This is a genomic window from Nocardia sp. NPDC050435, from assembly GCF_040655395.1.
In the GTDB taxonomy this organism is placed as follows: Bacteria; Actinomycetota; Actinomycetes; order Mycobacteriales; family Mycobacteriaceae; genus Nocardia.
Genome location: NZ_JBFAJW010000002.1, coordinates 421,102 through 443,224 on the forward strand (window position 1 = coordinate 421,102; position 22,123 = coordinate 443,224).

21 protein-coding genes are annotated in these 22,123 nt (G+C 70.0%); 11 read left to right on the forward strand and 10 right to left on the reverse strand.

From position 1 onward, the window contains the following. Positions 1–43: 43 nt before the first annotated feature. The 5 genes from AB0I43_RS06310 to AB0I43_RS06330 form a co-directional block, all read right to left on the reverse strand. Positions 44–382 (reverse strand): calmodulin, encoded by a 339-nt coding sequence (locus AB0I43_RS06310; protein ID WP_356971796.1) that lies wholly within the window; start codon positions 380–382, stop codon positions 44–46. 195 nt (positions 383–577) lie between these two features. Continuing rightward, positions 578–1,561 (reverse strand): MauE/DoxX family redox-associated membrane protein, encoded by a 984-nt coding sequence (locus tag AB0I43_RS06315; protein WP_356971798.1) that lies wholly within the window; start codon positions 1,559–1,561, stop codon positions 578–580. A gap of 66 nt (positions 1,562–1,627) precedes the next feature. Next, positions 1,628–2,614, reverse strand: coding sequence for a DMT family transporter (locus AB0I43_RS06320; protein WP_356971800.1), 987 nt, complete (start codon positions 2,612–2,614; stop codon positions 1,628–1,630). Positions 2,615–3,327: 713 nt separating this feature from the next. Further along, entirely contained in the window at positions 3,328–4,581 is a 1,254-nt protein-coding gene (locus AB0I43_RS06325; protein ID WP_356971802.1) for an oxygenase MpaB family protein, read from the reverse strand. Positions 4,582–4,689: 108 nt separating this feature from the next. Continuing rightward, positions 4,690–6,312, reverse strand: coding sequence for an MFS transporter (locus tag AB0I43_RS06330; RefSeq protein ID WP_356971804.1), 1,623 nt, complete (start codon positions 6,310–6,312; stop codon positions 4,690–4,692). A 164-nt stretch (positions 6,313–6,476) separates the two neighbouring features. Between AB0I43_RS06330 and AB0I43_RS06335 the strand changes: the two genes are divergently transcribed. Both AB0I43_RS06335 and AB0I43_RS06340 read left to right on the forward strand, forming a co-directional pair. After that, entirely contained in the window at positions 6,477–6,779 is a 303-nt protein-coding gene (locus tag AB0I43_RS06335; protein WP_356971805.1) for a hypothetical protein, read from the forward strand. 60 nt (positions 6,780–6,839) lie between these two features. Beyond that, positions 6,840–7,250, forward strand: coding sequence for a hypothetical protein (locus AB0I43_RS06340; protein ID WP_356971806.1), 411 nt, complete (start codon positions 6,840–6,842; stop codon positions 7,248–7,250). A gap of 26 nt (positions 7,251–7,276) precedes the next feature. Here AB0I43_RS06340 and AB0I43_RS06345 read toward each other — a convergent pair whose 3' ends face one another. Both AB0I43_RS06345 and serS read right to left on the reverse strand, forming a co-directional pair. Continuing rightward, positions 7,277–9,037: an EAL domain-containing protein gene (locus AB0I43_RS06345; RefSeq protein ID WP_356971808.1), complete on the reverse strand. Its 1,761-nt coding sequence runs from the start codon at positions 9,035–9,037 to the stop codon at positions 7,277–7,279. Between the two features lie 150 nt (positions 9,038–9,187). Next, on the reverse strand, positions 9,188–10,462 hold the full coding sequence (gene serS / locus AB0I43_RS06350) for a serine--tRNA ligase (protein WP_356971810.1): 1,275 nt from the start codon (positions 10,460–10,462) through the stop codon (positions 9,188–9,190). A 92-nt stretch (positions 10,463–10,554) separates the two neighbouring features. Between serS and AB0I43_RS06355 the strand changes: the two genes are divergently transcribed. From AB0I43_RS06355 to AB0I43_RS06380, 6 genes are all read left to right on the forward strand, one after another. Further along, positions 10,555–12,258 (forward strand): aldehyde dehydrogenase family protein, encoded by a 1,704-nt coding sequence (locus AB0I43_RS06355; RefSeq protein WP_356972244.1) that lies wholly within the window; start codon positions 10,555–10,557, stop codon positions 12,256–12,258. 72 nt (positions 12,259–12,330) lie between these two features. After that, positions 12,331–13,470, forward strand: a complete 1,140-nt coding sequence (locus tag AB0I43_RS06360; RefSeq protein ID WP_356971811.1) for a septum formation family protein — start codon at positions 12,331–12,333, stop codon at positions 13,468–13,470. Between the two features lie 10 nt (positions 13,471–13,480). Continuing rightward, a complete protein-coding gene (locus tag AB0I43_RS06365; RefSeq protein WP_356971812.1) occupies positions 13,481–13,834 on the forward strand; it encodes a metallopeptidase family protein in 354 nt (117 codons plus the stop codon). Positions 13,835–13,990: 156 nt separating this feature from the next. Beyond that, the gene (locus tag AB0I43_RS06370; protein WP_356971814.1) at positions 13,991–14,311 is read left to right on the forward strand and encodes a PE family protein; all 321 of its coding nucleotides are present in this window, start codon (positions 13,991–13,993) and stop codon (positions 14,309–14,311) included. Positions 14,312–14,360: 49 nt separating this feature from the next. Continuing rightward, positions 14,361–15,446, forward strand: coding sequence for a PPE family protein (locus AB0I43_RS06375; protein WP_356971816.1), 1,086 nt, complete (start codon positions 14,361–14,363; stop codon positions 15,444–15,446). Positions 15,447–15,490: 44 nt separating this feature from the next. Further along, positions 15,491–16,273 carry an ESX secretion-associated protein EspG gene (locus tag AB0I43_RS06380; protein WP_356971817.1) on the forward strand — a complete coding sequence of 261 codons (783 nt, stop codon included), beginning with the start codon at positions 15,491–15,493 and terminating at the stop codon, positions 16,271–16,273. A 57-nt stretch (positions 16,274–16,330) separates the two neighbouring features. On the opposite strand, the gene AB0I43_RS06385 is transcribed toward AB0I43_RS06380, so the two are convergent. Genes AB0I43_RS06385 through AB0I43_RS06395 form a run of 3 tightly spaced genes read right to left on the reverse strand, consistent with a single transcriptional unit; the run spans position 16,331 to position 18,356 of the window. Then, positions 16,331–16,993 (reverse strand): histidine phosphatase family protein, encoded by a 663-nt coding sequence (locus AB0I43_RS06385; protein WP_356971819.1) that lies wholly within the window; start codon positions 16,991–16,993, stop codon positions 16,331–16,333. After that, on the reverse strand, positions 16,990–17,904 hold the full coding sequence (pheA, locus tag AB0I43_RS06390; protein ID WP_356971821.1) for a prephenate dehydratase: 915 nt from the start codon (positions 17,902–17,904) through the stop codon (positions 16,990–16,992). Before pheA ends, AB0I43_RS06385 begins: the two co-directional genes overlap by 4 nt. A 47-nt stretch (positions 17,905–17,951) precedes the next feature. Continuing rightward, on the reverse strand, positions 17,952–18,356 hold the full coding sequence (locus AB0I43_RS06395) for a hypothetical protein (protein ID WP_356971823.1): 405 nt from the start codon (positions 18,354–18,356) through the stop codon (positions 17,952–17,954). 750 nt (positions 18,357–19,106) lie between these two features. On the opposite strand from AB0I43_RS06395, the gene AB0I43_RS06400 reads away from it, so the two are divergent. From AB0I43_RS06400 to AB0I43_RS06410, 3 genes are all read left to right on the forward strand, one after another. Next, on the forward strand, positions 19,107–19,868 hold the full coding sequence (locus AB0I43_RS06400) for a DUF2470 domain-containing protein (RefSeq protein ID WP_356971825.1): 762 nt from the start codon (positions 19,107–19,109) through the stop codon (positions 19,866–19,868). 33 nt (positions 19,869–19,901) lie between these two features. Continuing rightward, entirely contained in the window at positions 19,902–20,696 is a 795-nt protein-coding gene (locus AB0I43_RS06405) for a CPBP family intramembrane glutamic endopeptidase (protein WP_356971826.1), read from the forward strand. 157 nt (positions 20,697–20,853) lie between these two features. Further along, the gene (locus AB0I43_RS06410; RefSeq protein ID WP_356971828.1) at positions 20,854–22,116 is read left to right on the forward strand and encodes an LCP family protein; all 1,263 of its coding nucleotides are present in this window, start codon (positions 20,854–20,856) and stop codon (positions 22,114–22,116) included. Positions 22,117–22,123 lie beyond the last annotated feature (7 nt).

A 22,123-nucleotide genomic window follows, 5' to 3' on the forward strand; every position in this document is an offset into this window, starting at 1 on the left:
GAGGTAGGGCCGGTGCTGCGCCGAACCGGCCCCGGTAGCGATATCAGGCGGTCAGCTCCCTGGTCAGCCTGGACGACCAGGGGCACCAGAAGCAGCCGGGCAGGAACGCGCCACACGCCTCGTCCAAGTGGTCGTCCACGTAGGTGATGCTGGCATCACACACCTCGATCGCCACCGTGAAGAAGGTGATCGTGTCGGAGTCGAGATGGAAACTCCAGCCCGGGTTGTACTCCGCGGGTTGTTTCCGGATTCGGCCCATCACATGGACCGACATCGTCTCCTCGCCGGAGAGGATGCGGCGTGCCTCCTGGATTCGCTGCTCGTTGGTCAGCCGGATAACGAATTCTTTGCCGGAGTAGTCGGTAAAAGCGAAATCCGCCATGATCTTTCACCTCGTTGCTGGTCGGCGGGTAGATCCTTGCACCAACAATGGTATCGACGGGGCCGGTCGGTTATTTGCCGAAATCGATTGTGCGGCAGAAGAATTGAAGGACCGACCCGTTTTGTCCGGAAATACCGGGCGGCCTCGAAATCGCCACTCGGGAGTTTCGGACCAAATGTCTGATTCTTCCGTCCGTCATTGCCGGACAACCGTTTTCGCCTGCATGATCAATTCGCGGACGGCCATCGCGCCGCGCGCCACCGGTGCCGCCACCCGCTCCCCGGCGATCAGCACCGCCGACGGCGTACCGCGCACCCGATACCGCAACGCCGCCTCGTTGGCCTGCTGCACCAGCACCGGGATCGCGCCAATCCCCAGCTCACGACCCCACCGCGCGTGCTCCTCCGGGTCGCCGTTGCCCACCAGGACGATACGCAGCGTGCGGGCGGTGCGCTCCTGCCAGCGTGGCAGTTCCCGGGCCAGGGCGGCGCACATCTCGCAGCCGGGATGCACGAAGACCAGCAGCACCTGGGGCGTGCGCGCCAGCAATCCGGCCAGGTCGACCCGGTCGCCGTCGGCGGCGGCGAGCTCGAACTCCGGCGCGACCGCGCCCACCGGCAGGCCCTCCGCGCCGAGCGAGGACAGCGCCTGCTCGTCCAGGCGTCTGCGGACCTGCCGGACCTCGGTAAGCAGCCACAGCAGTACGGCGCAGCAGGCGGCCGCCGCCACGAGGCCGACCGCGTGATCGGCAGGCAGAGCCTGCGGAACCCGCTGGTAGCGGGCCGAACTCACGCCCGCGAGTACGGCGAGCAGGAGCAGCAGCGCGTTGCGGATCAGCGTGTGCCGGCCGATCGGCGTGTTGCTCGCCGCGCCGAAGCACGAGCACGCCGGCCGCCTGCCGAGCACGAGCAATCGGATTATCGCGCCGGTGAATACGCCCAGCACCAGGACGGCGGCGGCCGCGGCGACCACTGCCGTCCACGGAATCAGCAGCGCCACCGCCAATCCGGCTTCCACCGCCGGCAGGGCCCAGGCCACAGCGGGAGCCCAGCGGACCGGCACTCCGAAATCGACCACCGCCTGCCTGGCTCCGACCCGGTCCGCCAGCTTCGCCCAAGCCGCCAGCCCGAACACCACGGCCAGCCCCAACCGCACGATCCACACCCCGTACTCGGCCATGACCGCACGATCCCATATCGCGGTTGACCGTGAATTACGAATGGGCGGAACGCTTTTCGGAGAAGTTTACGGCTGACCGTACGGTTTGCGTAGGTCGGCCCGGGAACGCCGGGTGGCGATCACCACCGCCGCCAGGGTGAGCAGGCAGCCGAGCACCGACAGCGGCGACAACCCCGGGCCCGCCGGGAGCAGCAGATCCAGCAGCAGCGCCGTGGTGAGCTGGCCCGCGACCGAGGTGAGCCCCAGCAGCAGCACGCTGATCCACCGCACGGTCACCGCCGCCAGCGCGATGAACGCGACACCGAGGAAGCCGCCGAGATACAGCCATGGCGTGCGGGGGAATTCGGCGGGACCGCCCACGGTCACCAGCACCAGCGCTTCGAGCGCGACCAGAACCACCAGCCCCACCGCGAAATTCACCAGCGCCGCGGCGAACGGACCACCGACCGCGCCGACCCGCCCGTTCACCGCCTGCTGCCAGGCCAGCCCGATCCCGGCCAGTGCGGGCAGCACGATCAACAGCGCGGGCGACAAGTCCCGCACCGAATCCGGCAGCGCGAGCGCACCCTCGGACCCACCGCGCCGCCCCAGCCCCGCGAGCAGCACCGCACCCACCGCCAGCACCGCACCGCCGATCCGCACCCCGGTCACCGCCGCGCGGCCGCTCGGCGCCACCCCGAGCCGATCCACCACCAGACTGCTCACCAACTGCCCTGCCACCGCCGCCACGGTGAACGCGGTCACCCCGATCGCCCCGACCGTCAACCCCTGGCACCCCACGAAAACCGCCCCGAACAACCCACCCAGCAACTGCCAGTTCCGCAACTCCCCGCCCCGCACCGCCGACCACACCCGCCCCGCCCCGGCCCGCAACCGCCCGCTGACCCCGAACACGACAGCCAGCACCAGCAGCCCGGTCCCGAAACTGACCACCGCCGCGGCGATCCCGTCGTGCAACCGCACCCCCAGCGCCCCATTGATCCGGCTCTGCACCGCCACCCCGGCCCCGATACAGAACCCGAACACCACTCCCCACCGCGTCCGCCGATCCATCCCCGCACCGTACCGTCGCCCGATTCCGGGCCAGGGTGTGCGGAGATTCGTCCACAGGCATCCACAAGCGATCCGCCATGAACCGATCGCCTGCGCGCTGGCCACGCGTAGGTGATCGTCGCCGCCGCATCGGCATACCACCGATCTCCACCGGGCCGGTCCGAGCCTCCACAGCGCGGCCCGCGCGCAACCGCAGGCTCGGCGTCGACCAACCAGCTGAACCGCGTAGTTCCTTTGCGGTGCCCTCAGGCGTGTCGACCGCAATTCCACTACGAGGTCGCGCTGTAGCGGCATGGCGATCGGATTCGACCTTCTCGCCTCGGGGTCCGGCCGGTTGGTCCGCGTCCGGAGCGGGCGCGGGCGGCGGCGACTCAACAGGCTGCATGCCAGGCCGCAGATAGATACGGCCGGCGCGCCGATCGCTCAGCCCGTGCGGACCGGCCCGCCGGAAGCTTGCGGATTCCGGCCGACGGCAGCTCGCTCGGCCCACGTGTTCAGGCGCAGGCGTAGACAGCAACGCGTCGATCAACTCGGCGGCCGGCCGCCGAAAGCGGCAGTCGCAGAGCGCAGTTGACGGCGGCCGCCGCAATCCGCGCGCAGGGTGGTGCCGCGGCCCGGTCGCGGCAGCGGCTCGATCCGCCCGAACCCAGGGCCCCACGGGCGGGGCTGCCGTTCGATCACCCCGCGCAGGGCGGATGCGTGCAGGTCGGCGGTCAGCCCGCGCGGAGGGCGGGACGGGCGTAGGTGTCGTGGCGGGCGTAGGTGCGGTCGCCGCCGTTGCGGGCGATGGAGCCGCGGACCAGGCGGGTGCGGACGTGGGCGCCGATGCGTTCGTGCAGGCGGGTGGCGCCGGGGATGAGTTGGCGCGGGGTTTCCAGGATGCCGTTGACGGCGGCGGTGGCCAAGACGGCGGACTTGAAGAGCCGCCGGTCGGGGAGGCCGAGGAAGTCGGAGTTGGTCGGGCCGAGAACGATTCGGCTGTAGGCGACCATGTACTCGGTGAGCAGGCGGCGCACCACGCGGCGGGGCGCGGTCTCGTCGCCGACGAACAGCCCACCGGCGGCGGGGATCAAGGCCTGGGCCAGGCGCTGGGAATCGGCGTCGGGGATGAACTCGGTGTCGGCGAGGATCCAGAAGGCGCGCCAGGTATCGGATTCGCAGGTGGGCAGGATTTCCTGGTCGATGCCGAGCAGGAAGCCGATGTAGCGCCAGAGCTGGAACACGGCGTCCTTCTCGGTGGCGGAGAAACGCAGGCCGAGCGCCTGCGCGCCCACCAGATTCGCCATCGAGAACAGGCCGAGGGTGCCGACGGTGAGCACCTGGTTGATCGGGTGGTCCCAGGCTTCGTAATCCCAATCCGGGCGGCGGTTCATGCCGGCGCGGACCAGCGCGTGCATGAGACGCACCCGCAGCACGCTCTGATACCCGGTCGAATTACGCCGCAGCGCACCGGGAGTGGTGACGTCGAGCCACCACTGGGTGGTCTCGGCCAGCCGGCGCGGCGCCATCGAATCCAGATCACCGGTGCCGACCAGGGCCTTGTCGGCGCGGGACGCGAGATAGCCGCCCATCAGCGCGAACATGCCCATCGCGATGCCGCCCCACACGCTGGTGCGGCCCACCACCCGCGCCCCACGGTCGATCTTCGCGCGATCCAGCCAATACGGCTCGGCCTCGACCTGCGCGAAGAAGGCGCGCAGTTCCTCGGGTGCGTCCGGCACGGCCTCGATGCCGCGCGCCAGCGCGACCTCGAACATCCGCCGCCCCTCGCCGACCGGCAACTGCCGGAACATGGCGACCACCGCGTCCGCCAGCGGATCGCCCTGCTGGGCGAATCGGCGGAAGGAATCCCGCTGCGCCGTCGTGCAGCGCAGATCGCCCGGCGCGAACACCGGCACCGCGTATTTGAACGGGAACTCCGTGAACAACCGCGGAGTCGGCAGGAAGGCCTGGTTGTCATGCGCCATTGCATCGCACCCATCGGATCGAGCGCCCGGCCTGATCGTCGAGCGCGTCTGATACCGACGGTCTCACACCTTCGGCAATCTGGCAATGCTCCATGCCAGATATGCGACTCATCGGTGACGCGGCAGCCAGGACGGGGTGACCAGGGCGATGGCCAGGATCAGGCCGCCGAGCAACGCCAGCGTGCTCGCCATCGACAGCCACACCGTGGCCAGGGCGACGAACCCGAAGATCGCCAGCGCGACCACCTCCGCCAGCAGGCCCGAAACGGAGGTGACCGTGGCCCGCGCCGGACCCTCGATCGAATCCTGCAGCCGCGCCTCGGCCACCACGCTGCTGTTGTAGACGATGCCGTAGGACGCGCCGATCGCCGTGAAGCCGAACCCGGTCAGCAGGTAGACCGAGGCCGAGTGCGCGGTGGCCAGGCCCGCCACCACCACACCGGTGATGAACAGCGCCGCCGCGAGCACCAGCGCCAGCGCCATCGTCCGCGCCGCGATTCCCTCGGTCCGCCCGGCCAGCAGCGCACCGGCCATCGACCCCAGCACCGTCACCCCGACCAGCACCGCCACCACCGCCGTCGCCGCACCCGCCGACTGCGCCAGCAACGCGAAATACTCGTCGAAGGCGGTGATGCCGTACAGCAGCGAGCCGAGCAGCACGCCGTACCGCACCCGCGGCACCCGCACCGCCTCCCCGATCCCGGTGCGCAGCATCAGCAGATATCGCGCGAAGACATCCGGTTCCCGGGACTCCCCGGCCGCCTGCCCGTTCCGCGACGGTGCCTGCCCATTGGCCCCGGCCGAATCCGGCTGCGGTGCTGCCGGATTCGTCAGCACGCTGCCACGCCCCGGCGACGAGCCGACGAGTTCCAGCCTGCCGCCCGCCTCCGGTGCGGGAGTTCGGGGCGCCTGTTCGCTCGCTGAATCCGCCCGGACGGCGGGTCGATTCCCGTGCCCCGACGAGCCGGTCTGCTCCGCTCTGCCGTTCGACAGAACTACGCTCTCCGTCGGCCCCGCGTCGTCCTCGGCCGAATCCGCCTCGGCGACCTGCTCTTCCAGCTCTTCGACCGCTCCGGCCGACACCGCCATCGGCGCGCGCGGCATGGACAGCGCGATGACGGCGTGCACCGCGGCGACGGCCACGCTGGACCAGCCGACGAGTGCGTAACCGCCCCAGGCGTAGAGGAGTGCGGCGGCCATGATCGCGACGACGACGGTGGTTTCCTCCGCGGCGCGGGTGTAACCCATGATGCGGGGGTAGGCGGCGCGTTCACCGCGCGCGACCAGGTCGTCGTAGACCAGAGCTTCGAAGGTGCCCGATTCGAGCGCGCCCGCGGTGCCCCACAGCACGAAGCCGATCGCGAAACCCAGGTAGGACGGCGCGACGGTCCAGGCCGTGAAGCCGCAGACCATGAGGACGGCGCTGAGGATCAGCAGTGCGCGGCGCGAGACGGTGTCGGCCCACGCGCCCGAGGGCACCTCGAGCACGAACGCCGTCAACGACCAGATCGCGAGCAGCGAGGAGATCTGCGCGGTGCTGAGCCCGTGCTCGGCGAACAACAGGGCGTACAGCGCATAGAGCGGGATGAGATCGCCGGAGCCCTTGAACAGGACGGCCCGCAGCGTCAGGCCGCGAACGCCGTAATCAGGCGGCGGCCGGTGACCGGCCGGGGAGCCACGACCCGGGACCAGCCTTCGGACCGCGACCAGACGCCCGAGCAGGGCCGCCATGGAGCTGAAAGATCAACAGCCATAAATGAGCATGCGCATGCCTCAACTTCACCGCACGCCGCCCAACCCGTCAACCCAATTTCCCCGGGTGCCGAAGTCGGGGGGCCGGATTTCGGGCGAGCTACTGTCAAGGGCAGTTGATCGATTCCGTGGAGGTTGTGAAGATGGCTCGGATTCCTACGTCGTTGCTCGCCGCCGGTGGCTTGACCGGTGGCTTCGCGCTCGCCCAGGCGACCAAGCAGCGGCAGCTCGGCGGCGCGGTGTTCGCGGCGGGCACGCTGGCTGCCGTCCCGCAGTGGTACCGGACGGCCGGCGCGGGCGGCGCCGCGGCGCTCACCGGAGTCGCGGTGGGAGCCATGGGCGCGTCGCATCCGCTGGCGAAGAAGATCGGCGCGTGGCCGTCGGTGGCCGTGGTTTCCGGCGTTGTGGCGTTGGCCGCATGGGCAACAGTGGATCGACGTTCCTGAGACAGGGCGTATATGGTGCTTCTTAAGCTTAGGCTTACCTACGCATAAGGAGATGTACCCATGATCCGCAAGTTCGCCGCGGCGTCGATGACCGCTGCCGCCCTGCTGATTCCGGTGGGCGCCGCCGTCGTCGTCACCGCTCCCGCCGCCATCGCGGCCCCCGCCGCCCCGTCGACGGGCGCGCTGCAGGGCAAGCTGCAGGCCGCGCTCAACGGCTCCGCCGCGGAGCTGGAATCGGGCGACCCGAGCAAGCTCGCGGTCGTCGGCGCGGTCATCAACCGGATCCCCGGGTACAACTGGTCGGTCATCGGCCCGGTCTCGGTGAACGGCGACGTGCTCAGCGCGAACCTCAACAGCTGCCTGGGCGAGAACTGCTACCCGATCCCGGTGACCTGGAAGAACGTCGACAACACCTGGAAGTTCTCGCGGGAGTCCGAGGAACTGCTGGCGAGCTACGCGAACATGGCGTAATAACAAGCGCTTCGGCCGGGGGCCGCTCACCCGAGCGGCAACCAGCCGTTCGTCGAGGCCATGGGGTCGTCGTCGGTCATCGGACCGACCCGGCCCTGGCCCTCGTTCAGATCGCTGATCAGCTCGGCCACCGGATGCGAATCGCTGTAGTGATACCCCTGCGCGAGCGCGAAACCCAGCTCGGTGAGCACCGCCGCCTGGTACTCGGTCTCCACGCCCTCGGCGATCACCTGCAGATCCAGCGCGGAACTCAGCGCCGCGATCACGCCCAGCAGCGGCGGCGCGGGCGAATCGGAACGGATTGCGGCGACGAAGGATTGGTCGACCTTGAGGATGTCGCTGGGCAGGGTCGCCAGGCGGCTCAGCGAGGAATAGCCGGTGCCGAAATCGTCGATCGCGATCCGCACGCCCCGGTCGCGCAGGGTGTGCAGATTGGCGATGGCGGTCTGGGATTCCGCGGCCAGCTCGCTCTCGGTGACCTCCAGCACGAGCTGATCGGCGGGCCATCCGGTGCTGGCGAGGATCCCGGAAACCCGGTCGGCGTAACCGCTTTCGGCCAGCTCCAGCCCGCTGACGTTCACGTTCAGTGTCAGGTCCAGCTGGGTGAAGGTCTCCTGCAGCCGTGCGGCGTCCGCGCAGGCGCGGCGCAGCACCAGCTCGTCCAGATCGGCGATCAGGTCGTATTCCTCGGCGACCCGGATCAGCCCCTCGGTCGTCACGTCCGGCTGGGCATTGGAGGACCAGCGCAGCAGCGCCTCCACGCCGACCGCTTTCCCGCCGCCCTCGCTCAGGCTGACGATCGGCTGGTAGTGCACGTCCAGCGCGCCGCGATCGATGGCCTCGCGCAACTCCACCGCCAGCGGCAACTGCCGGGACGACTCCAGCACGGTCCGATTGCGCCCGGCCTGCTTGGCCCGGTACAGCCCGACATCGGCGCGCGAGACCAGCAGCGAACCGGATTCGCCCGGCTGCCAGGACGTCACGCCCGCGGAACAGCCGGTGGTGACCGCCGCCCGCAACTGCTCGGTGAGCAGGATCGCGGCCTGCTCGGTGGTGTTCGGCAACAACAGCGCGAACGCGTCGCCGCCGTAGCGGGCCAGCACCTGCTCCGGCTGCAGCAGCGCCGACCAGGTGTCGGCGACCCGCTGCAGCACCGCGTCACCGGCGCGGTGCCCGAGGTGGTCGTTGATCTTCTGGAAGCGGTCCAGGTCCACCAGGACCAGCGAGAGCCCCTGGCCGGTACGGGTGGCCAGCTCGATCGCCGAGTTCAGCGCGCGATCGAAACCGCGCCGGTTGTGCAGCCCGGTGAGCACGTCGATATCGGCCTCCGACGCCATCCTGGTCAGGATGCCGACGACCACGCCGACGCCGAAGGTGACGCCCGCCGGAATCAGGCCCGACCACCACGGCAGATCCCGGGTCGGCAGCACCCACAGGCACATCAACACCGCGAAGGCGATGTGCGCGGCGGCCTGACTCCACCGGAAGAACAGCGCCGCGTCACAGGCCACGAAGACATAGAAGGCCGCGAGACTGATCGCGCCGACGGTGTTCGGGAACGAATGCACCGCGATCGTCACCAGCACCGTCGCTATCGCGACATAGGCGTGATGGATCCCGTGGGGTAATCGCGGACCCCACGCCAGCAACGTCAGGCCCAGCGCCAGCGCGATCGCTGCCGCCGTGCCGACCAGCGGTCGATTACCTTCCGAACCCGGGGCGATGGCGGTGATCACCAAGCCCAGCACACCACCCATGACGTAGAACGCCCCGGTGGTCCGAGCCATAACCATTGCTGTCGCCAGCGCCGATGCCGCCCGCACCCGGGTTCGGGTATCGCCGCGCGCCCCGATTCCTCGCACGGGGAACAGCGTAGAGGCAATGATTCTCGGCAGTTGCCACAACAGGGGAATCAGCTCCGGCGAACCACCGGCTATTTACCGGCTGGAAACTTTCGGCGGGGTGAGCACCGCGGTGCCGACGAAGGGCACCAGCGCCTCGGGGACGCGCACCGAGCCGTCGGCCTGCTGGTGGTTCTCCAGGATCGCCACGATCCACCGGGTGGTCGCCAGTGTGCCGTTCAAAGTGGCCGCGATCTGCGGTTTTCCATTTTCGTCGCGATAGCGCACGGCCAGGCGACGGGCCTGGAAGGTGGTGCAGTTCGAGGTCGAGGACAGTTCGCGGTAGGCCGCCTGGGTGGGAACCCAGGCCTCGCAGTCGAATTTGCGCGCCGCCGAGCTGCCCAGATCGCCCGCCGCGGTGTCGATGATGCGATAAGGCACCTCGACAGCCGCGAGCATCTCGCGCTCCCACGCCAGCAGCCGCTGATGCTCCTCGTCGGCCTGCTCGGGGGTGGTGTAGACGAACATCTCCACCTTGTCGAACTGGTGCACGCGGATGATGCCGCGGGTGTCCTTGCCGTAGCTGCCGGCCTCGCTGCGGAAGCACGACGACCAGCCCGCGTACCGCTTCGGGCCCTCGGACAGATCCAGGATCTCGTCCGAGTGGTAGCCGGCCAGCGGCACCTCCGAGGTGCCGACCAGGTACAGATCCTGATCCGGCAGGTGATAGACCTCGTCGGCGTGCTGGCCGAGGAAGCCGGTGCCCGCCATGATCTCCGGGCGCACCAGCACCGGCGGGATCATCATGGTGAAGCCGTTGGCCACCGCCTTCTGGGCCGCCAGTTGCAGCATGCCCAGCTGCAGCAGCGCGCCGTAGCCGGTGAGGAAGTAGAAGCGCGAGCCCGACACCTTCGCGCCGCGCTCCATGTCGATCAGGCCCAGCGACTCGCCGAGTTCCAGGTGGTCCTTGGGCTCGAAGTCGAATTCGGTCGGCGCGCCGACCGTTTCCAGCACGACGTAATCGTCCTCGCCGCCGGCGGGCGCGCCGTCCTGCACCACGTTGGACAGGGCGCGGTGCGCGGTGTCGAGTTCGGCCTCGGCGGCGGCCTGGGCGGCCTCGGCCTCCTTGACCTTGGCCGACATCTCGGTCGCCTGCGCGAGCAGGGCGGGCCGCTCCTCCTTGGACGCCTTGCCGATCACCTTGCCCATCGCCTTGTGCTCGGCGCGCAGGGTGTCGGCGGTGGCGATGGCGGAACGGCGGGCCACGTCGGCTGCCAGCAGTGCGTCGACGAGGGCCGGGTCTTCACCGCGGGCGCGCTGCGAGGCGCGGACCGCTTCGGGGTCTTCCCGCAGGAGTCGGAGGTCGATCATGGGCAATCAGCCTAGTCGCCGGGATATCGCGGGTTCACCTGGATATCCGGCGGCCGGTTCGGACCGATATGTCCAGTTCCGGCCAGTTGATCATGCGGTACGCGCATAGTTGGCCTGTGGGTACGACTTTCGACGAAACGACCATCGACAACGCGCTGTCCGACCTGGCCGCGGGCGAGAAGGTCTGGGCCCAGACCTCGCTGCGCCGGCGCCGCGAACTGCTCGACACCATCCATCAGCGCACCGGCCGCTTCGCCGAGGACTGGGTGCGCGCGGCCCGCGAGATCAAAGACCTGGACGCGGCCTCGCCGCTGGTCGGCGAGGAGTGGATCTCGGGTCCGCTGGCCCTGCTGCAGGCCACCGCGGCGCTGTCGGCGACCATGACCGCACTGGAGGCCGGGCGCAGCCCGCTCGACGGCGTGCGGCTGGGGACCGCCCCGGGCGACCGGGTCGCGGTGCCGATTCTGCCGCACGACCGCTACGACCGCCTGCTGCTCAGCGGTTTTCGCGGCGAGGTCTGGTTGCGGCCCGGCGTGGACGCCGACACCGCCCGCCGGCACGCGGGCCTGGCCCAGCTCGACCCCACCGCCACCGGCGGCATCGGCGCGGTGCTCGGCGCGGGCAACATCACCTCGATCCCCGCGCTCGACACCCTCTACGAGCTGTACGCGCACAACCGGGTCGTGGCGTTGAAGCTGAACCCGATCACCGACCCGCTGTTCACGGTGTTCGAGATGATCTTCGCGCCGCTGCTGGAGCTCGGGGTGCTGCGCGTTCTGGTGGGCGGGGCCGAGGCGGGCGACTATCTGGTGCGGCACGGCGAGGTCGCGCACGTACACATGACCGGGAGCGCGAACACCCACGACGCGATCGTCTGGGGCACCGGCACACGCGGGAAGAAGCTGCTCGACAAGCCGATCACCAGCGAACTCGGCGGCGTCTCGCCGACGATCGTGGTGCCCGGCGACTGGTCCGACGCCGACCTGCAGTTCCAGGCCGAGCACATCGCCACCCAGCGGCTGCACAACGGCGGCTACAACTGCGTCGCGACCCAGGTCGTCGTGCTCGCCGCCGACTGGCCGCTCAAACACAAGTTCCTGAACGAGCTGCGTGCCGCGCTCGAGCTGGCGCCGCAGCGCACGCCCTACTACCCCGGCAGCGCGGCCCGCGTCGCGAGCGCGCTCGACTCCTACGCCGACGCCGAACGGCTCGGCCAGGGCCGGGTACTGATCGACCGGCTGCCGGCCACCGAGACACCGCTGCTGCGCACCGAGTACTTCGCTCCGGTCCTGGGCGTGGTCGAGTTGCCGGGCTCCGGCGGCGAATTCCTCGCACGCGCCGTCGATTTCGCGAACGACGAACTGGCCGGGACGCTGGGCGCGAACGTGCTGGCGCAGCCGGGCGCCATCCACCGCCTCGGCATCGCCTTCGACCGCGCCCTGGAACGCCTGCGCTACGGCACGATCGCCGTGAACGCCTGGACCGGTCTGGCCTTCCTGACGCCGCGCGCCTCCTGGGGCGCGTTCCCGGGCCACACGCTCGAGGACGTGCAGAGCGGAATCGGCGTGGTGCACAACGCGTTCCTGCTGGCCGATGTGGAACGCACCGTGGTGCACGGCCCGTTCCGCCCGGCGCCGCGGGCGCTGCTGCACGGCGAACTCTCGCTGACTCCCAAGCCGCCGTGGTTCGTCGGCAACACCACCGCGGCCGCGACCGGACGCAAACTCACCGAGTTCTACGCCGGGGCCAATCCGGCCCGGCTGCCCGGTATCTTCCTGTCCGCCCTGCGCGGCTGAGCTCGCGAAACCGGCCGCGCGGCGCGACCGGGTCGTGGCACAGGCGCGCCGACACTGCCATGATGGACCGCGATGTCCGAAGACGATGCGCACACCGACTACCCCGACTCCGAGCGCCCCTCGGGGGCGTCGTCGCGCGCCGAGGCGCTGCGGGATCAGCTGATCATCGACCGAAAGGTGCTCTCCGGCGGCAAGGTGGCGCTGCCCGCGCCGACGCTGCGCTGGGTGCTGCTCGCGACGGCAGCGGGCGCCGTCGTCGCCTCGCTGATCGGCCTGTTCATCACCGGCTTCGACAACGAGAACGGCCTCGAGGCGCACAATCCCGGCGCCCCGGCGGAGACGGTGCTGGACAAGGAGTTCGGCACGGCGTCCGCCGGCGATTGCCTGAGCTGGACCAAGCCCGACCGGTCCGACCTGGTCAAGGTCGCCTGCGACAGCAAGCACCTGTTCGAGGTCGCCTCGGATATCGACATGAGCAAGTACCCCGGCGTGGAATTCGGTTCCGGCTCCCGTTTCCCGGATTCGCTGCGGCTGACCGAGCTGAAGGAAGAGCACTGCGTGCCCGCGGTGCAGCAGTACATGCAGGGGAAGTTCGATCCGCGCGGCCGCTACGTGGTCGGCCTGATGTATCCGAGCCCCGACGGCTGGAAGCACGGCGATCGCACGCTGCGCTGTGGTCTGCAGTTCTCCGGCAGCACCGGCACCCCGCTCGCCTCCACCGGCACCGCGGTCGAGCACGACCAGTCCAAGGTCTTCGAGGCCGGCACCTGCCTGGGCATCAACCAGAACCTGCCGACCGATCCGGTGGATTGCGCGCAGGCGCACGCGGTCGAGATCGTGTCCACCGTCGATCTGGCCGCGCGGTTCCAGGGCCCGCCGCCCGCCAAGGAGGAGCAGGACAAGTTCGTCGAGGAGGAATGCGCCCGCACCTCCACCGAATATCTCGGCGCCCCCGACGCGATCCGCAACAAGACGCTGACGCTGTTCTTCGACTACATCGACGCGCGCAGCTGGCTGGCCGGCAGCCGCAAACTGGATTGCATGATCGGCAAGGGCACCGACCGCGAGGGCTTCGCGCCGATCCAGGGTTCGGCCCGGGGGGAGATCCTGATCAACGGCCAGGCGCCGGTGCCGCCGCCGAATTCGGGCCGCTCGACCCCGGCGCCACTGCCCGGCGCCGCCCCGCTGCCGCCGCAGCCGCAGCCCCGGTAAGGCGCGTTCGATGGCGGTTTTCATGTCCGAGCGGCGTTTCGAGGAATTGGTCGGCGACGCGCTCGATCAGATCCCCCCGGAGCTGGCCCGCGGCATCGACAACGTGGTCGTGCTGATCGAGGCTCGCAATCCGGAAGATCCGGATCTGCTGGGTCTCTATCAGGGGATTGCGCTCACCGACCGGATGGACAGCCAGTACGGCGGCGCGCTGCCCGACACGGTGACGATCTACCGGGACGCGATTCTCGGCATCTGCGCCGATGAGGAGCAGGTCGTGCACGAGGTGGCGGTCACCGTGATCCATGAGATCGCGCACTATTTCGGGATTGACGAAGACCGGCTGCATGAGCTGGGATGGGGATAATCTTGTCCGAGCTTGCGGGTTCATTAAGAGCTGGGCAAGATCGCTGAAAGAAGTAGGGGATTCGATGGAACCGATCGCAGCGCTATCGCGTCCTATCACTCGAAGGGGGAATTCTCGTGGTTCCGCCCATTTGCCGCCACTAGAAGGAGTCGAGTCATGGTTGGCCTGGTAAACATCACACCCGAAGCCGTTCTCGCCGCCGCCGCCGAGCTGGATCTGCTCGCCGATCGGCTCGCCGCCGCCGGGGCGCTCACCGCACCGGCCACACATGTCATCCCCTCCGGCGCCGAAGAGGTTTCGCTGCTGGCCGCCAATCACTTCAACCAGGGTGCGAGCTCGCACGACCGCGTGGTCGCCCAGGGTGTTCTCGAGCTGCACCACGCCGCCAACGTGCTGCGCGCCCAGCTCGCCGGCCACATCTCCGAAGATACGGCCAAGGCGGGCCTGATGAGCGCCGTCATGAACACCATCGTCTGAACCACGGGTTCACCAGCTTCGCAGTACTGAATACAGGGGAGAAATAGTCATGGTTGCAGGTATCACCGGGGTGTTCTGGCTGCCCCGTATGGCCGAGGCCAATTCCATCGCGCTCAACGCGGGCGCCCACGCCGTCCCGATCTCGGCGGCGTCCACCGCCTGGGGCGCGCTCACCGCCGTCTGGACCGAGGCCACGGCGACCACCACCCGCGTGATGGCCGAGCTCGGCTTCGGCATGCAGGGCGTCAACGGTCTCAGCGCGATCAGCAAGCTCACCGGGTTCACCGGCTGGGCCGAGCAGCAGGCCGTGCAGGCCGCGGCGATGAGCGCCAAGACCGCCGCCAACGCGACCGCCTACACGGTGGCCTCGCTGGCGATGCCGAGTCTGCCGGAAATCGTCGCCACCAACGCCGCGGTCGTGGCCTCGGCCAACCCGCCGGGTGCGGTCTCGGGCGCCTTCGAGGCCGCCGAGCTCGCCAAGCACGCCATGGACGTGCGCGCCGCCCTGGTGATGGAGACCTACGAGGCCGCCACCACCGCCCAGGTCGCGAGCCCCAGCGAGTTCAGCGATCCGCCGCACATCGCCGAGGGCGCGGGTTCGGCCGATCCGGTCGGCATGGTGCTCAGCGCCGTCTCCACCGCACTGCAGAACGCGGGCGGCGCGGCCAGCCAGATCGCGAATGTCGCCGGCTCCGTGGCCAGTACGGCCGTCGGCACCGGCACCAACCTGGCCGGCGCCGCCATCTCCGCGGCCACCGCGCCGGCTACCGCCGCGGTCGCACCGGCCGCCGCTGCCGTGGCGCCCGCCGCGGTCGCCGCGCCCGCCGCCGCCATCACCACCGCGGCCACCGTCGGCGCCACCACGGTGCAGCTGCCCTCCGGCTGGGGCACCCCGGCCACCGTCGGCGGCGGCTTCGGTATGCCCACCGGCACCGGCGGCCTGCGCGCGGAGACGGCCACCACCCGTCCGGCCTCCACGCTGAACAGCCCGCTGACGCCGACGCGTACGGCGGACAGCGAGGACGAGGAGCAGGAGCGCAAGTCGGCCATCGATCTGCAGGAAGATCAGTTCACCGACGGTCGCTTCATCGCCGACGGCGTCATCGGCGGCAGCACCGGGGCGTCGAATAAGTGACGATTCTGGGGGCGGGCCGCGGTCCGTCAACGCTCGGGAGCGTCGTGCTGTCGCTCGACGAGATGCAGTTCCTGATGGAGGATCTGCAGCTCGACGAGATGCCCGTGGTGCTGCAAGCCATGGGTCGATACGACGACGAGGCAGCTCACGACGCGGCGATGGCCGTGGCCGCCCAGTCGCTCGGCGACCGGCAGTTGCTGGTCGACCGGGCGGTGCACGGCGAACTCGAAGACAGGCTGCGCACGCTGTATCGGCCGCACTGGGTGCTGTCGCTGCGGCTGGTGGTCGCCGGCGCGATCAGCCGGCTGTGTCTCGCCAAGGGCGATGACCTGGTGGTTCTCGCCCTGCGCGGCGCGGATTCCTACGTCCTCAGCACAGTCGACGACGACCTGCCCGGTCCGATCATCGCGGCCCTCGGCGTCGCCGAGCCGCTCGAACTGACCGGCATGAACGCCCAAACCGAGCTGCTCGCACCAATTTTCGGTGACACGGGCGACGCGGCGGCGACAGCCAACCGGCTGGCGAAGGTCTGCACCCCCAACCGGGATGCGCAGGTCCTCGCCTCGGCGCTGGTCGAAATCCATTCGCACGCACAGATTTCGGCCGTGGTCTACGGTGACGGCACCCGCGATATCGCCGACAGCCACATCGCCGTCTTCAACACGCGCAACGGCCGTTTTCTCATCACCGCCTCGCTCGCCGAGGACGGCACCAAGTGGTCCTCGATCAGCGGCGGCGGCAACGCCCGGCTGCGCCAGGCCCTGCTCGATCTGATGAACTCGCTGCCGGAGCGGGCGGATTTCCCGCCGAACGCCAAAGTTCAGTAGCACCATCGACATTCACCCCGTCGCAGCCCGCTGCGGCGGGGTGAAGTGCGTCCGGGCCTAGCCCATGGGGTCGTCCTGGGTGGGTGCGGCCTTGAAGCCGAACGGCGGGGTGAAGCGGCCCCAGCGGGTGCACTCCCAGCCACCGTCGGCGCGCGGGACCAATTCGATGGTCTCGGTGTTGTCCAGATGGTTGTTGGTGCTGAACGGCGGCACGACACCGGCCAGCGTGCGGCCGATCAAACGCATGGCGGCACCGTGGTTCACGAGCAGCACATCACCGGACGACTCGCCGGACAGGAACCGCGTGCGCAACTCCCCCAGGATCGGGACGAACCGTTCCAGAACCTCGTGACCGGATTCGCCGCCCGGAACGCGCAGACTCAGCTCCCCCTCGTGCCAGGCGTGGTAGACGTCGAGAAACCGTTCGTGCGAAGGGCTGTCGTGCCGCCCCTCCAACTCCCCGACCTGGACCTCGTGCACGCCCTCGAGCACCTGCGCGGCGCTGCCGGTGGCCGCCGCGATGTAGCTCGCGGTCTGTCTGGCGCGCAGGGCGGCCGAGCTGAACAGCGCCAGCGGTGGCGCCGCTAGGTGCGCGCCGAACGTCTTCGCCTGTGCCACACCGCGTTCGGTCAGTGGCAGACCCGGGACGCGAGTATCCAGGATCTTGGCGACATTGCCTTCGGTTTCGCCGTGCCGAACCAGAATCAGCTTTCCGCTCACCGGTCCGCCACCCCCTTTCGCAACTGCGTCAGCCATTCCGCCGCCGGTTCGTCCGCGGGCGGCGGGGTCCCGGTGGCCGAGGTCGCCGGCCAGGAACCGAGGAAGCGGATCCGCGCGGTGCGGTGCAGCGCCTTGAGCGCTTCGGCGACCGCGGCGTCGTCGAGGTGGCCCACGCAGTCCAGGTAGAACCGGTAGGTGCCGAAACTGGTTCGGGTGGGCCGGGATTCGATGCGGGTCAGATCGATGCCGCGGATGGAGAACTCGCCGAACGCGCGCATCAGCGCGCCGGGCTCGTTGGCCAGCTCCAGCACGATCGAGGTGCGATCGGCGCCCGTCGCGGGCGGCGCCACGCAGGGCGGGGTGACCAGCACGAAACGGGTGATGGCCTGCTCGTGATCGGCGACGCCCGCGGCGAGCACCTCGAGCCCGAGCCGCTCGCCCGCCAGCGCCGTGGACACGGCGGCGTCGGCGTGGCCGGCCGCCACGTCTTCGGCGGCCGCCGCGTTCGAGGCCGAGGTATACAGCTCGGCGCCGGGCAGTTCCCGGGCGACCCATTCGCGCACCTGGGCCGCGGCCACCGGGTAGGCGGCGAGCGTGCGCACGTCGCTCAGCCTGGTGCCGGAACGGCTCAGGATCGTGAAGGTGACCTCGAGTTCGGTTTCGGCGACGATCTGTAGCCGCGGGCCGATCGCCAAGGAATCGAGTGTCGCCGAGATCGACCCCTCGACCGAGCTCTCGATCGGCACCACCGCGCCGTCCACCTGCCCCGCGCGGATCAATTCCAGCGCGGCCCCCTGACTGGGCGCGGCGACGCGCTCCACCGCCTCGTCGAAGGCGCCGGAGGATTCGAGCTTGGCCAGAGCCATCTCGGTGAACGTCCCGGAGGGACCGAAGTAGGCGATGCGCGGCACGCTTACGAGATTACTTGCGTCCGGAGAGCAGGCTCCGGGATCGCGGGCTAATTCGGGGCAAGAATGGTGAGCGCGCGCCGGACCTCGTCGACGGAATCCGTTTCCACAGCCAGCAACACGCCTCGCGCGGCCTCCACGGCAGGCGGTTTCAGCGCGGTCAGAAACGCGATGTCCGGCCGCTCCAGCGCCGCGCGAATGTCCTCCCCGCACAGCGCCGCCACCGTAGCCGCGACCACGGCGACAGCGCGCTCACCGTGCGCCGTCCGCGCCACGAACCCGCCCTGGGCGTGCGCCGCCCCGGCCAGGAAATCGGCCAGCTCGGCGTCGGGCACATCGACATCGATCACCGCGGCGCCGCCCCCCACCCCGATGGCCCGCACCAAGCCCTCGACCAGACTCCTTCGCGCGGGCGCGGTCAACGCCACCAGCACCGGCTCGTTCGCATCACCCACCCGGCCACCGTAACTCCGGCAAACCCCCGGCCGCCCGCCGGGTGCAACCGCCCCCGCAGCACCCGCCGGACCGCCACACCCAGTTCAACCTGGCCCGACCATCCTCCGCGGTACCCGCCGGCCCGCCGCACCCAGATCGACCTGGGCCCGACCACGCGGACCCCGAATGCGGTCACCCACGCCGGTGCCGCCAGGACAGGGCGCGGGCGAACTGTCGAATGCGGAGACGCCGACCCAGTCGCCAGGACACGTCGCGGGTGAACTGTCCGGTGGAGGCCGCGGGCCGGACTGCCAGGGCGCGGCGCGGCGGGCTGTCGACGGCGAAGGCCGCCGACCGAGACCGCTGGGCGCGGCGCGGCGAATTGTCTGGGGCGAAGACCGCGGGCCGCGTGGTGGATCATCCCGGGACGAAGCCGCCGGACCCAGACTGCGGGCGGCGCGGTGGATCATCCGTGGGCGGAGTCTGCGGCGAACGGCACCACCGCGCCGACGGTGACCAGCCCGACCGTGACCCCGCCCAGCACCGCCCGGGCCGGACTGCCAGGGCGCGGGGGCGCGGCGGGGCGGGCGAGGCGGGTGGATTGTGCGGGTACAGGCCGCCGGAACGGGCGTGGGGCGCTGAAACCCGTGTGGGCCAAGCGTTCCCCGGTCGCGTCCCAGAAAAGAGTTACCGGCTAGAGGTTGCGGAAGTGATCTCCGTGACTTAGCTTAGGTTTACCTAATTCCGCCGCCTGCTCCCTGGAGGTACGCATGCCGACATCGACCATCGCGCCGACGACCGCTGAGCGGGTCCGCAGCGCGTGTGCCCATGCCGAGCAGGCCGTGCTCGCCCTACCCGGCGTCGATCCCACCCCGACGGCGGTCCACTACCTGCGCGAATGCGGTGATGTGGTGCTCGCCGTGCCCTCGGCCTCGGTCGCCGCGGTGCTGGTCGGCAATGCCCGCGCCGGAGCCTCGGCGGCGGTCCTGGAGTTGACCGATCACGCCCCGTTGCCGCTGCGCGAGCCGGTGCGTTCGCTGGTCTGGCTGCGCGGATCGGTGCGGTCGGTGCCGCTGCAGGCCCAGCGCGCGCTGGCGACCGAGGTCGCCAAGGAGCACCCGCATCCGGATCTGCTCGATGTCGGCCACACCGCGACCCTGCTGCGCCTGGTGCTCGAATCGGCGGTCATGGCCGACGCCACCGGCGCGGAATCGGTATGTGTGGAACAGCTGCGCCTGGCGCGACCGGATCCGTTCTGCGGTATGGAATCCGCGTGGCTGCAGCACCTCGAGGAGGACCACGCCGACATCATCGCCCAGCTCGCCCGGCACCTGCCGCCGCGCCTGCGCACCGGCGCCGTGCACCCGCTCGCCATCGACCGCTACGGCCTGACCCTGCGCATCGAAGGCCACGACGGCGACCACGATTTCCGCCTGCCGTTCAACGCCCCGGCCGACGACATCGAGTCGCTCAGCCGCGCGGTGCGCACCCTGGCGGGCTGCCCGTTCCTGAACGGCATCCGCCGCATCTGACCAACGCGGGCGCGGGGGCAATAGATTCGAGGCATGCGCGCTGAGTCGGGAGCCGACGGTTCCGAGATCGAGTTGACCGAGCGGGACCGCCGCGGGATACGCCTCGAGATCGTGGTGGTGCTGCTCGTCACCTTCGGGCTCAGCGGGATGAGCGCGGCGCTGTCGCTGGTGGAGAGCGCGCTCTCGCCCGGCGGGGTCGGCGGGCAGACGATGAAGCTGAACCCGTCGCGCTCCGCGCAATCGATGCTGGACCTGCTGTTTCAGCTGCTCGGGGTGCTGCGGCTGCTGGCCTGGGCGGCGCTCGGGCTGTATCTGCTGTGGCGCAGCGGGATCGGGCCGCGCGCGATCGGGCTGGCGCGCCGGATCCGCTGGCGCCAGGACGTGCTGCCCGGGCTCGGGCTGGCCGCGTTGATCGGAATCCCCGGGCTGGGACTGTATTTGACCGCGCACGCGCTCGGCATGAGCGTGACGATCGTGCCCGCCTCGCTCGGCGAGCACTGGTGGCGGTTGCCGGTGCTCGTGCTGGCGGCGTGCGCGAACGCGGTGGCCGAGGAAGTCCTGGTGGTCGGCTACCTGCTGACCAGGTTGCGGCAACTCGGCTGGACCGCGAACCGATCCCTGCTCGCCTCCGCTCTGCTACGCGGTAGCTATCACCTGTATCAGGGCCTCGGTGGCGGAGTCGGCAATCTGGTGATGGGTGTGATCTTCGCCCGGTTCTGGCAGCGCACAGATCGGCTCTGGCCCTTGGTCCTCGCGCACGCCACGATCGACACGGTGGCCTATATCGGGTACACATTCCTGCACGGCCACGTGAGCTGGCTGCCGTAACGCGGGCCCGTCCCGCGTGGATCGATAAGGGAAGGCCGTGTAGTGCTTGCTGCCCGCAGCGACCGCAAGGGGCCTGAACAGATTCCACCCCGGCCGACTCTTCTTCCCCGCTTCCGGGCCGCCCGTACGCGACCCGCCGATCAGTAAAGTCAGTGTGATGAACGGCGACGACCACCAGCGCAATGCCCGACCTCGCCGGATGCCGCCGCCCAATTACGTTCCCGGATCGGCCGGTTCGCAGCATCTGAAACCGACCGAGGTGCTGCGGCGCGACGGGCAGGCCTACGAGCCGCCGCAGGCGTATTCGCAGATGCGGCGGCAACAGCCGCCGCCCCCGCCGCGGCGCACTCACGCACCCACCCAGCAACCCCAGCCCTATCACGAGCCCGAGCCGCGCCAGCGCCGCCGGCCGCCCCCGCCGCCGCCCGCCGCGCCGCCCACCCGCCGGGAACGCGATCCGCGCCCGCCGCGCGCCCGCCGCAAGCGCCGCCCGTTCCGGTGGCTGCTCGTCTTCCTGCTGGTCCTGGTGGTCGGCTCGGTCGCCGGCGTGATCTACCTGGACGGCAAACTGCAGCGCATCGACGCGCTCGCCGGTTACGAAGGGCGCGTGGGCGATACCCCCGGCACCAACTGGCTGCTCGTGGGTTCCGACTCCCGCACCGGCCTCACGGCCGCGCAGGAGAGCGAGCTGGCGACCGGCGGCGATGTCGGCAGCGAACGCACCGACACGATCATGCTGATCCATGTCCCGAAGTCGGGCAGCACCACCATGGTCAGCCTGCCGCGCGATTCCTACGTCTCCATTCCGGGCTACGGTCGCGACAAACTCAACGCCGCCTTCACCTTCGGCGGCGCGCAACTGCTGGTGCAGACGGTCGAGATCGCGACGGGCCTGCACATCGACCACTACGCACAGATCGGCTTCTCCGGTTTCGCGGGCATCGTCGACGCGCTCGGCGGCATCGACGTCTGCGTCCCGAACGCGATCGACGACCCGCTCGCCGGCATCAACCTGGAAGCCGGTTGCCAAGAGCTCAGCGGCCCCGAGGCTTTGGGGTTCGTGCGCTCGCGCGCGACCGCGCTCGCCGACATCGATCGGATGAACAATCAGCGGCTGTTCATGTCGGCGCTGCTGAAGAAGGCGACCAGCTGGTCGACGCTGGTGAACCCGTTCCGGCTCTGGCCGATGGCCAGTGACACCGCGAAATCTCTGAAGGTGGACGACGGCGATCACCTCTGGCATCTGGCCCGGCTGGGCTGGGCGATGCGCGCCGACACGGTGGCGACCTCGGTGCCGATCGGCGGCTTCGACAACACCGACAGCGGCAACGTGCTGCTCTGGGACAAGGCGAAGGCCGGTCAGTTCTTCGAAGCGCTCGCATCCGACCAACCCGTGCCGGAGGCGCTGCTCACGCGGTAACGTCGGA

Excerpts from the sequence above, each read along its gene's own strand:
- AB0I43_RS06310 (WP_356971796.1), bottom strand. The coding sequence starts at position 382 with ATGGCGGATTTCGCTTTTACCGACTACTCCGGCAAAGAATTCGTTATC.
- AB0I43_RS06315 (WP_356971798.1), bottom strand. The coding sequence starts at position 1,561 with ATGGCCGAGTACGGGGTGTGGATCGTGCGGTTGGGGCTGGCCGTGGTG.
- AB0I43_RS06320 (WP_356971800.1), bottom strand. The coding sequence starts at position 2,614 with ATGGATCGGCGGACGCGGTGGGGAGTGGTGTTCGGGTTCTGTATCGGG.
- AB0I43_RS06325 (WP_356971802.1), bottom strand. The coding sequence starts at position 4,581 with ATGGCGCATGACAACCAGGCCTTCCTGCCGACTCCGCGGTTGTTCACG.
- AB0I43_RS06330 (WP_356971804.1), bottom strand. The coding sequence starts at position 6,312 with ATGGCGGCCCTGCTCGGGCGTCTGGTCGCGGTCCGAAGGCTGGTCCCG.
- AB0I43_RS06335 (WP_356971805.1), top strand. The coding sequence starts at position 6,477 with ATGGCTCGGATTCCTACGTCGTTGCTCGCCGCCGGTGGCTTGACCGGT.
- AB0I43_RS06340 (WP_356971806.1), top strand. The coding sequence starts at position 6,840 with ATGATCCGCAAGTTCGCCGCGGCGTCGATGACCGCTGCCGCCCTGCTG.
- AB0I43_RS06345 (WP_356971808.1), bottom strand. The coding sequence starts at position 9,037 with ATGGCTCGGACCACCGGGGCGTTCTACGTCATGGGTGGTGTGCTGGGC.
- serS (WP_356971810.1), bottom strand. The coding sequence starts at position 10,462 with ATGATCGACCTCCGACTCCTGCGGGAAGACCCCGAAGCGGTCCGCGCC.
- AB0I43_RS06355 (WP_356972244.1), top strand. The coding sequence starts at position 10,555 with ATGCGGTACGCGCATAGTTGGCCTGTGGGTACGACTTTCGACGAAACG.
- AB0I43_RS06360 (WP_356971811.1), top strand. The coding sequence starts at position 12,331 with ATGTCCGAAGACGATGCGCACACCGACTACCCCGACTCCGAGCGCCCC.
- AB0I43_RS06365 (WP_356971812.1), top strand. The coding sequence starts at position 13,481 with ATGGCGGTTTTCATGTCCGAGCGGCGTTTCGAGGAATTGGTCGGCGAC.
- AB0I43_RS06370 (WP_356971814.1), top strand. The coding sequence starts at position 13,991 with ATGGTTGGCCTGGTAAACATCACACCCGAAGCCGTTCTCGCCGCCGCC.
- AB0I43_RS06375 (WP_356971816.1), top strand. The coding sequence starts at position 14,361 with ATGGTTGCAGGTATCACCGGGGTGTTCTGGCTGCCCCGTATGGCCGAG.
- AB0I43_RS06400 (WP_356971825.1), top strand. The coding sequence starts at position 19,107 with ATGCCGACATCGACCATCGCGCCGACGACCGCTGAGCGGGTCCGCAGC.
- AB0I43_RS06405 (WP_356971826.1), top strand. The coding sequence starts at position 19,902 with ATGCGCGCTGAGTCGGGAGCCGACGGTTCCGAGATCGAGTTGACCGAG.
- AB0I43_RS06410 (WP_356971828.1), top strand. The coding sequence starts at position 20,854 with ATGAACGGCGACGACCACCAGCGCAATGCCCGACCTCGCCGGATGCCG.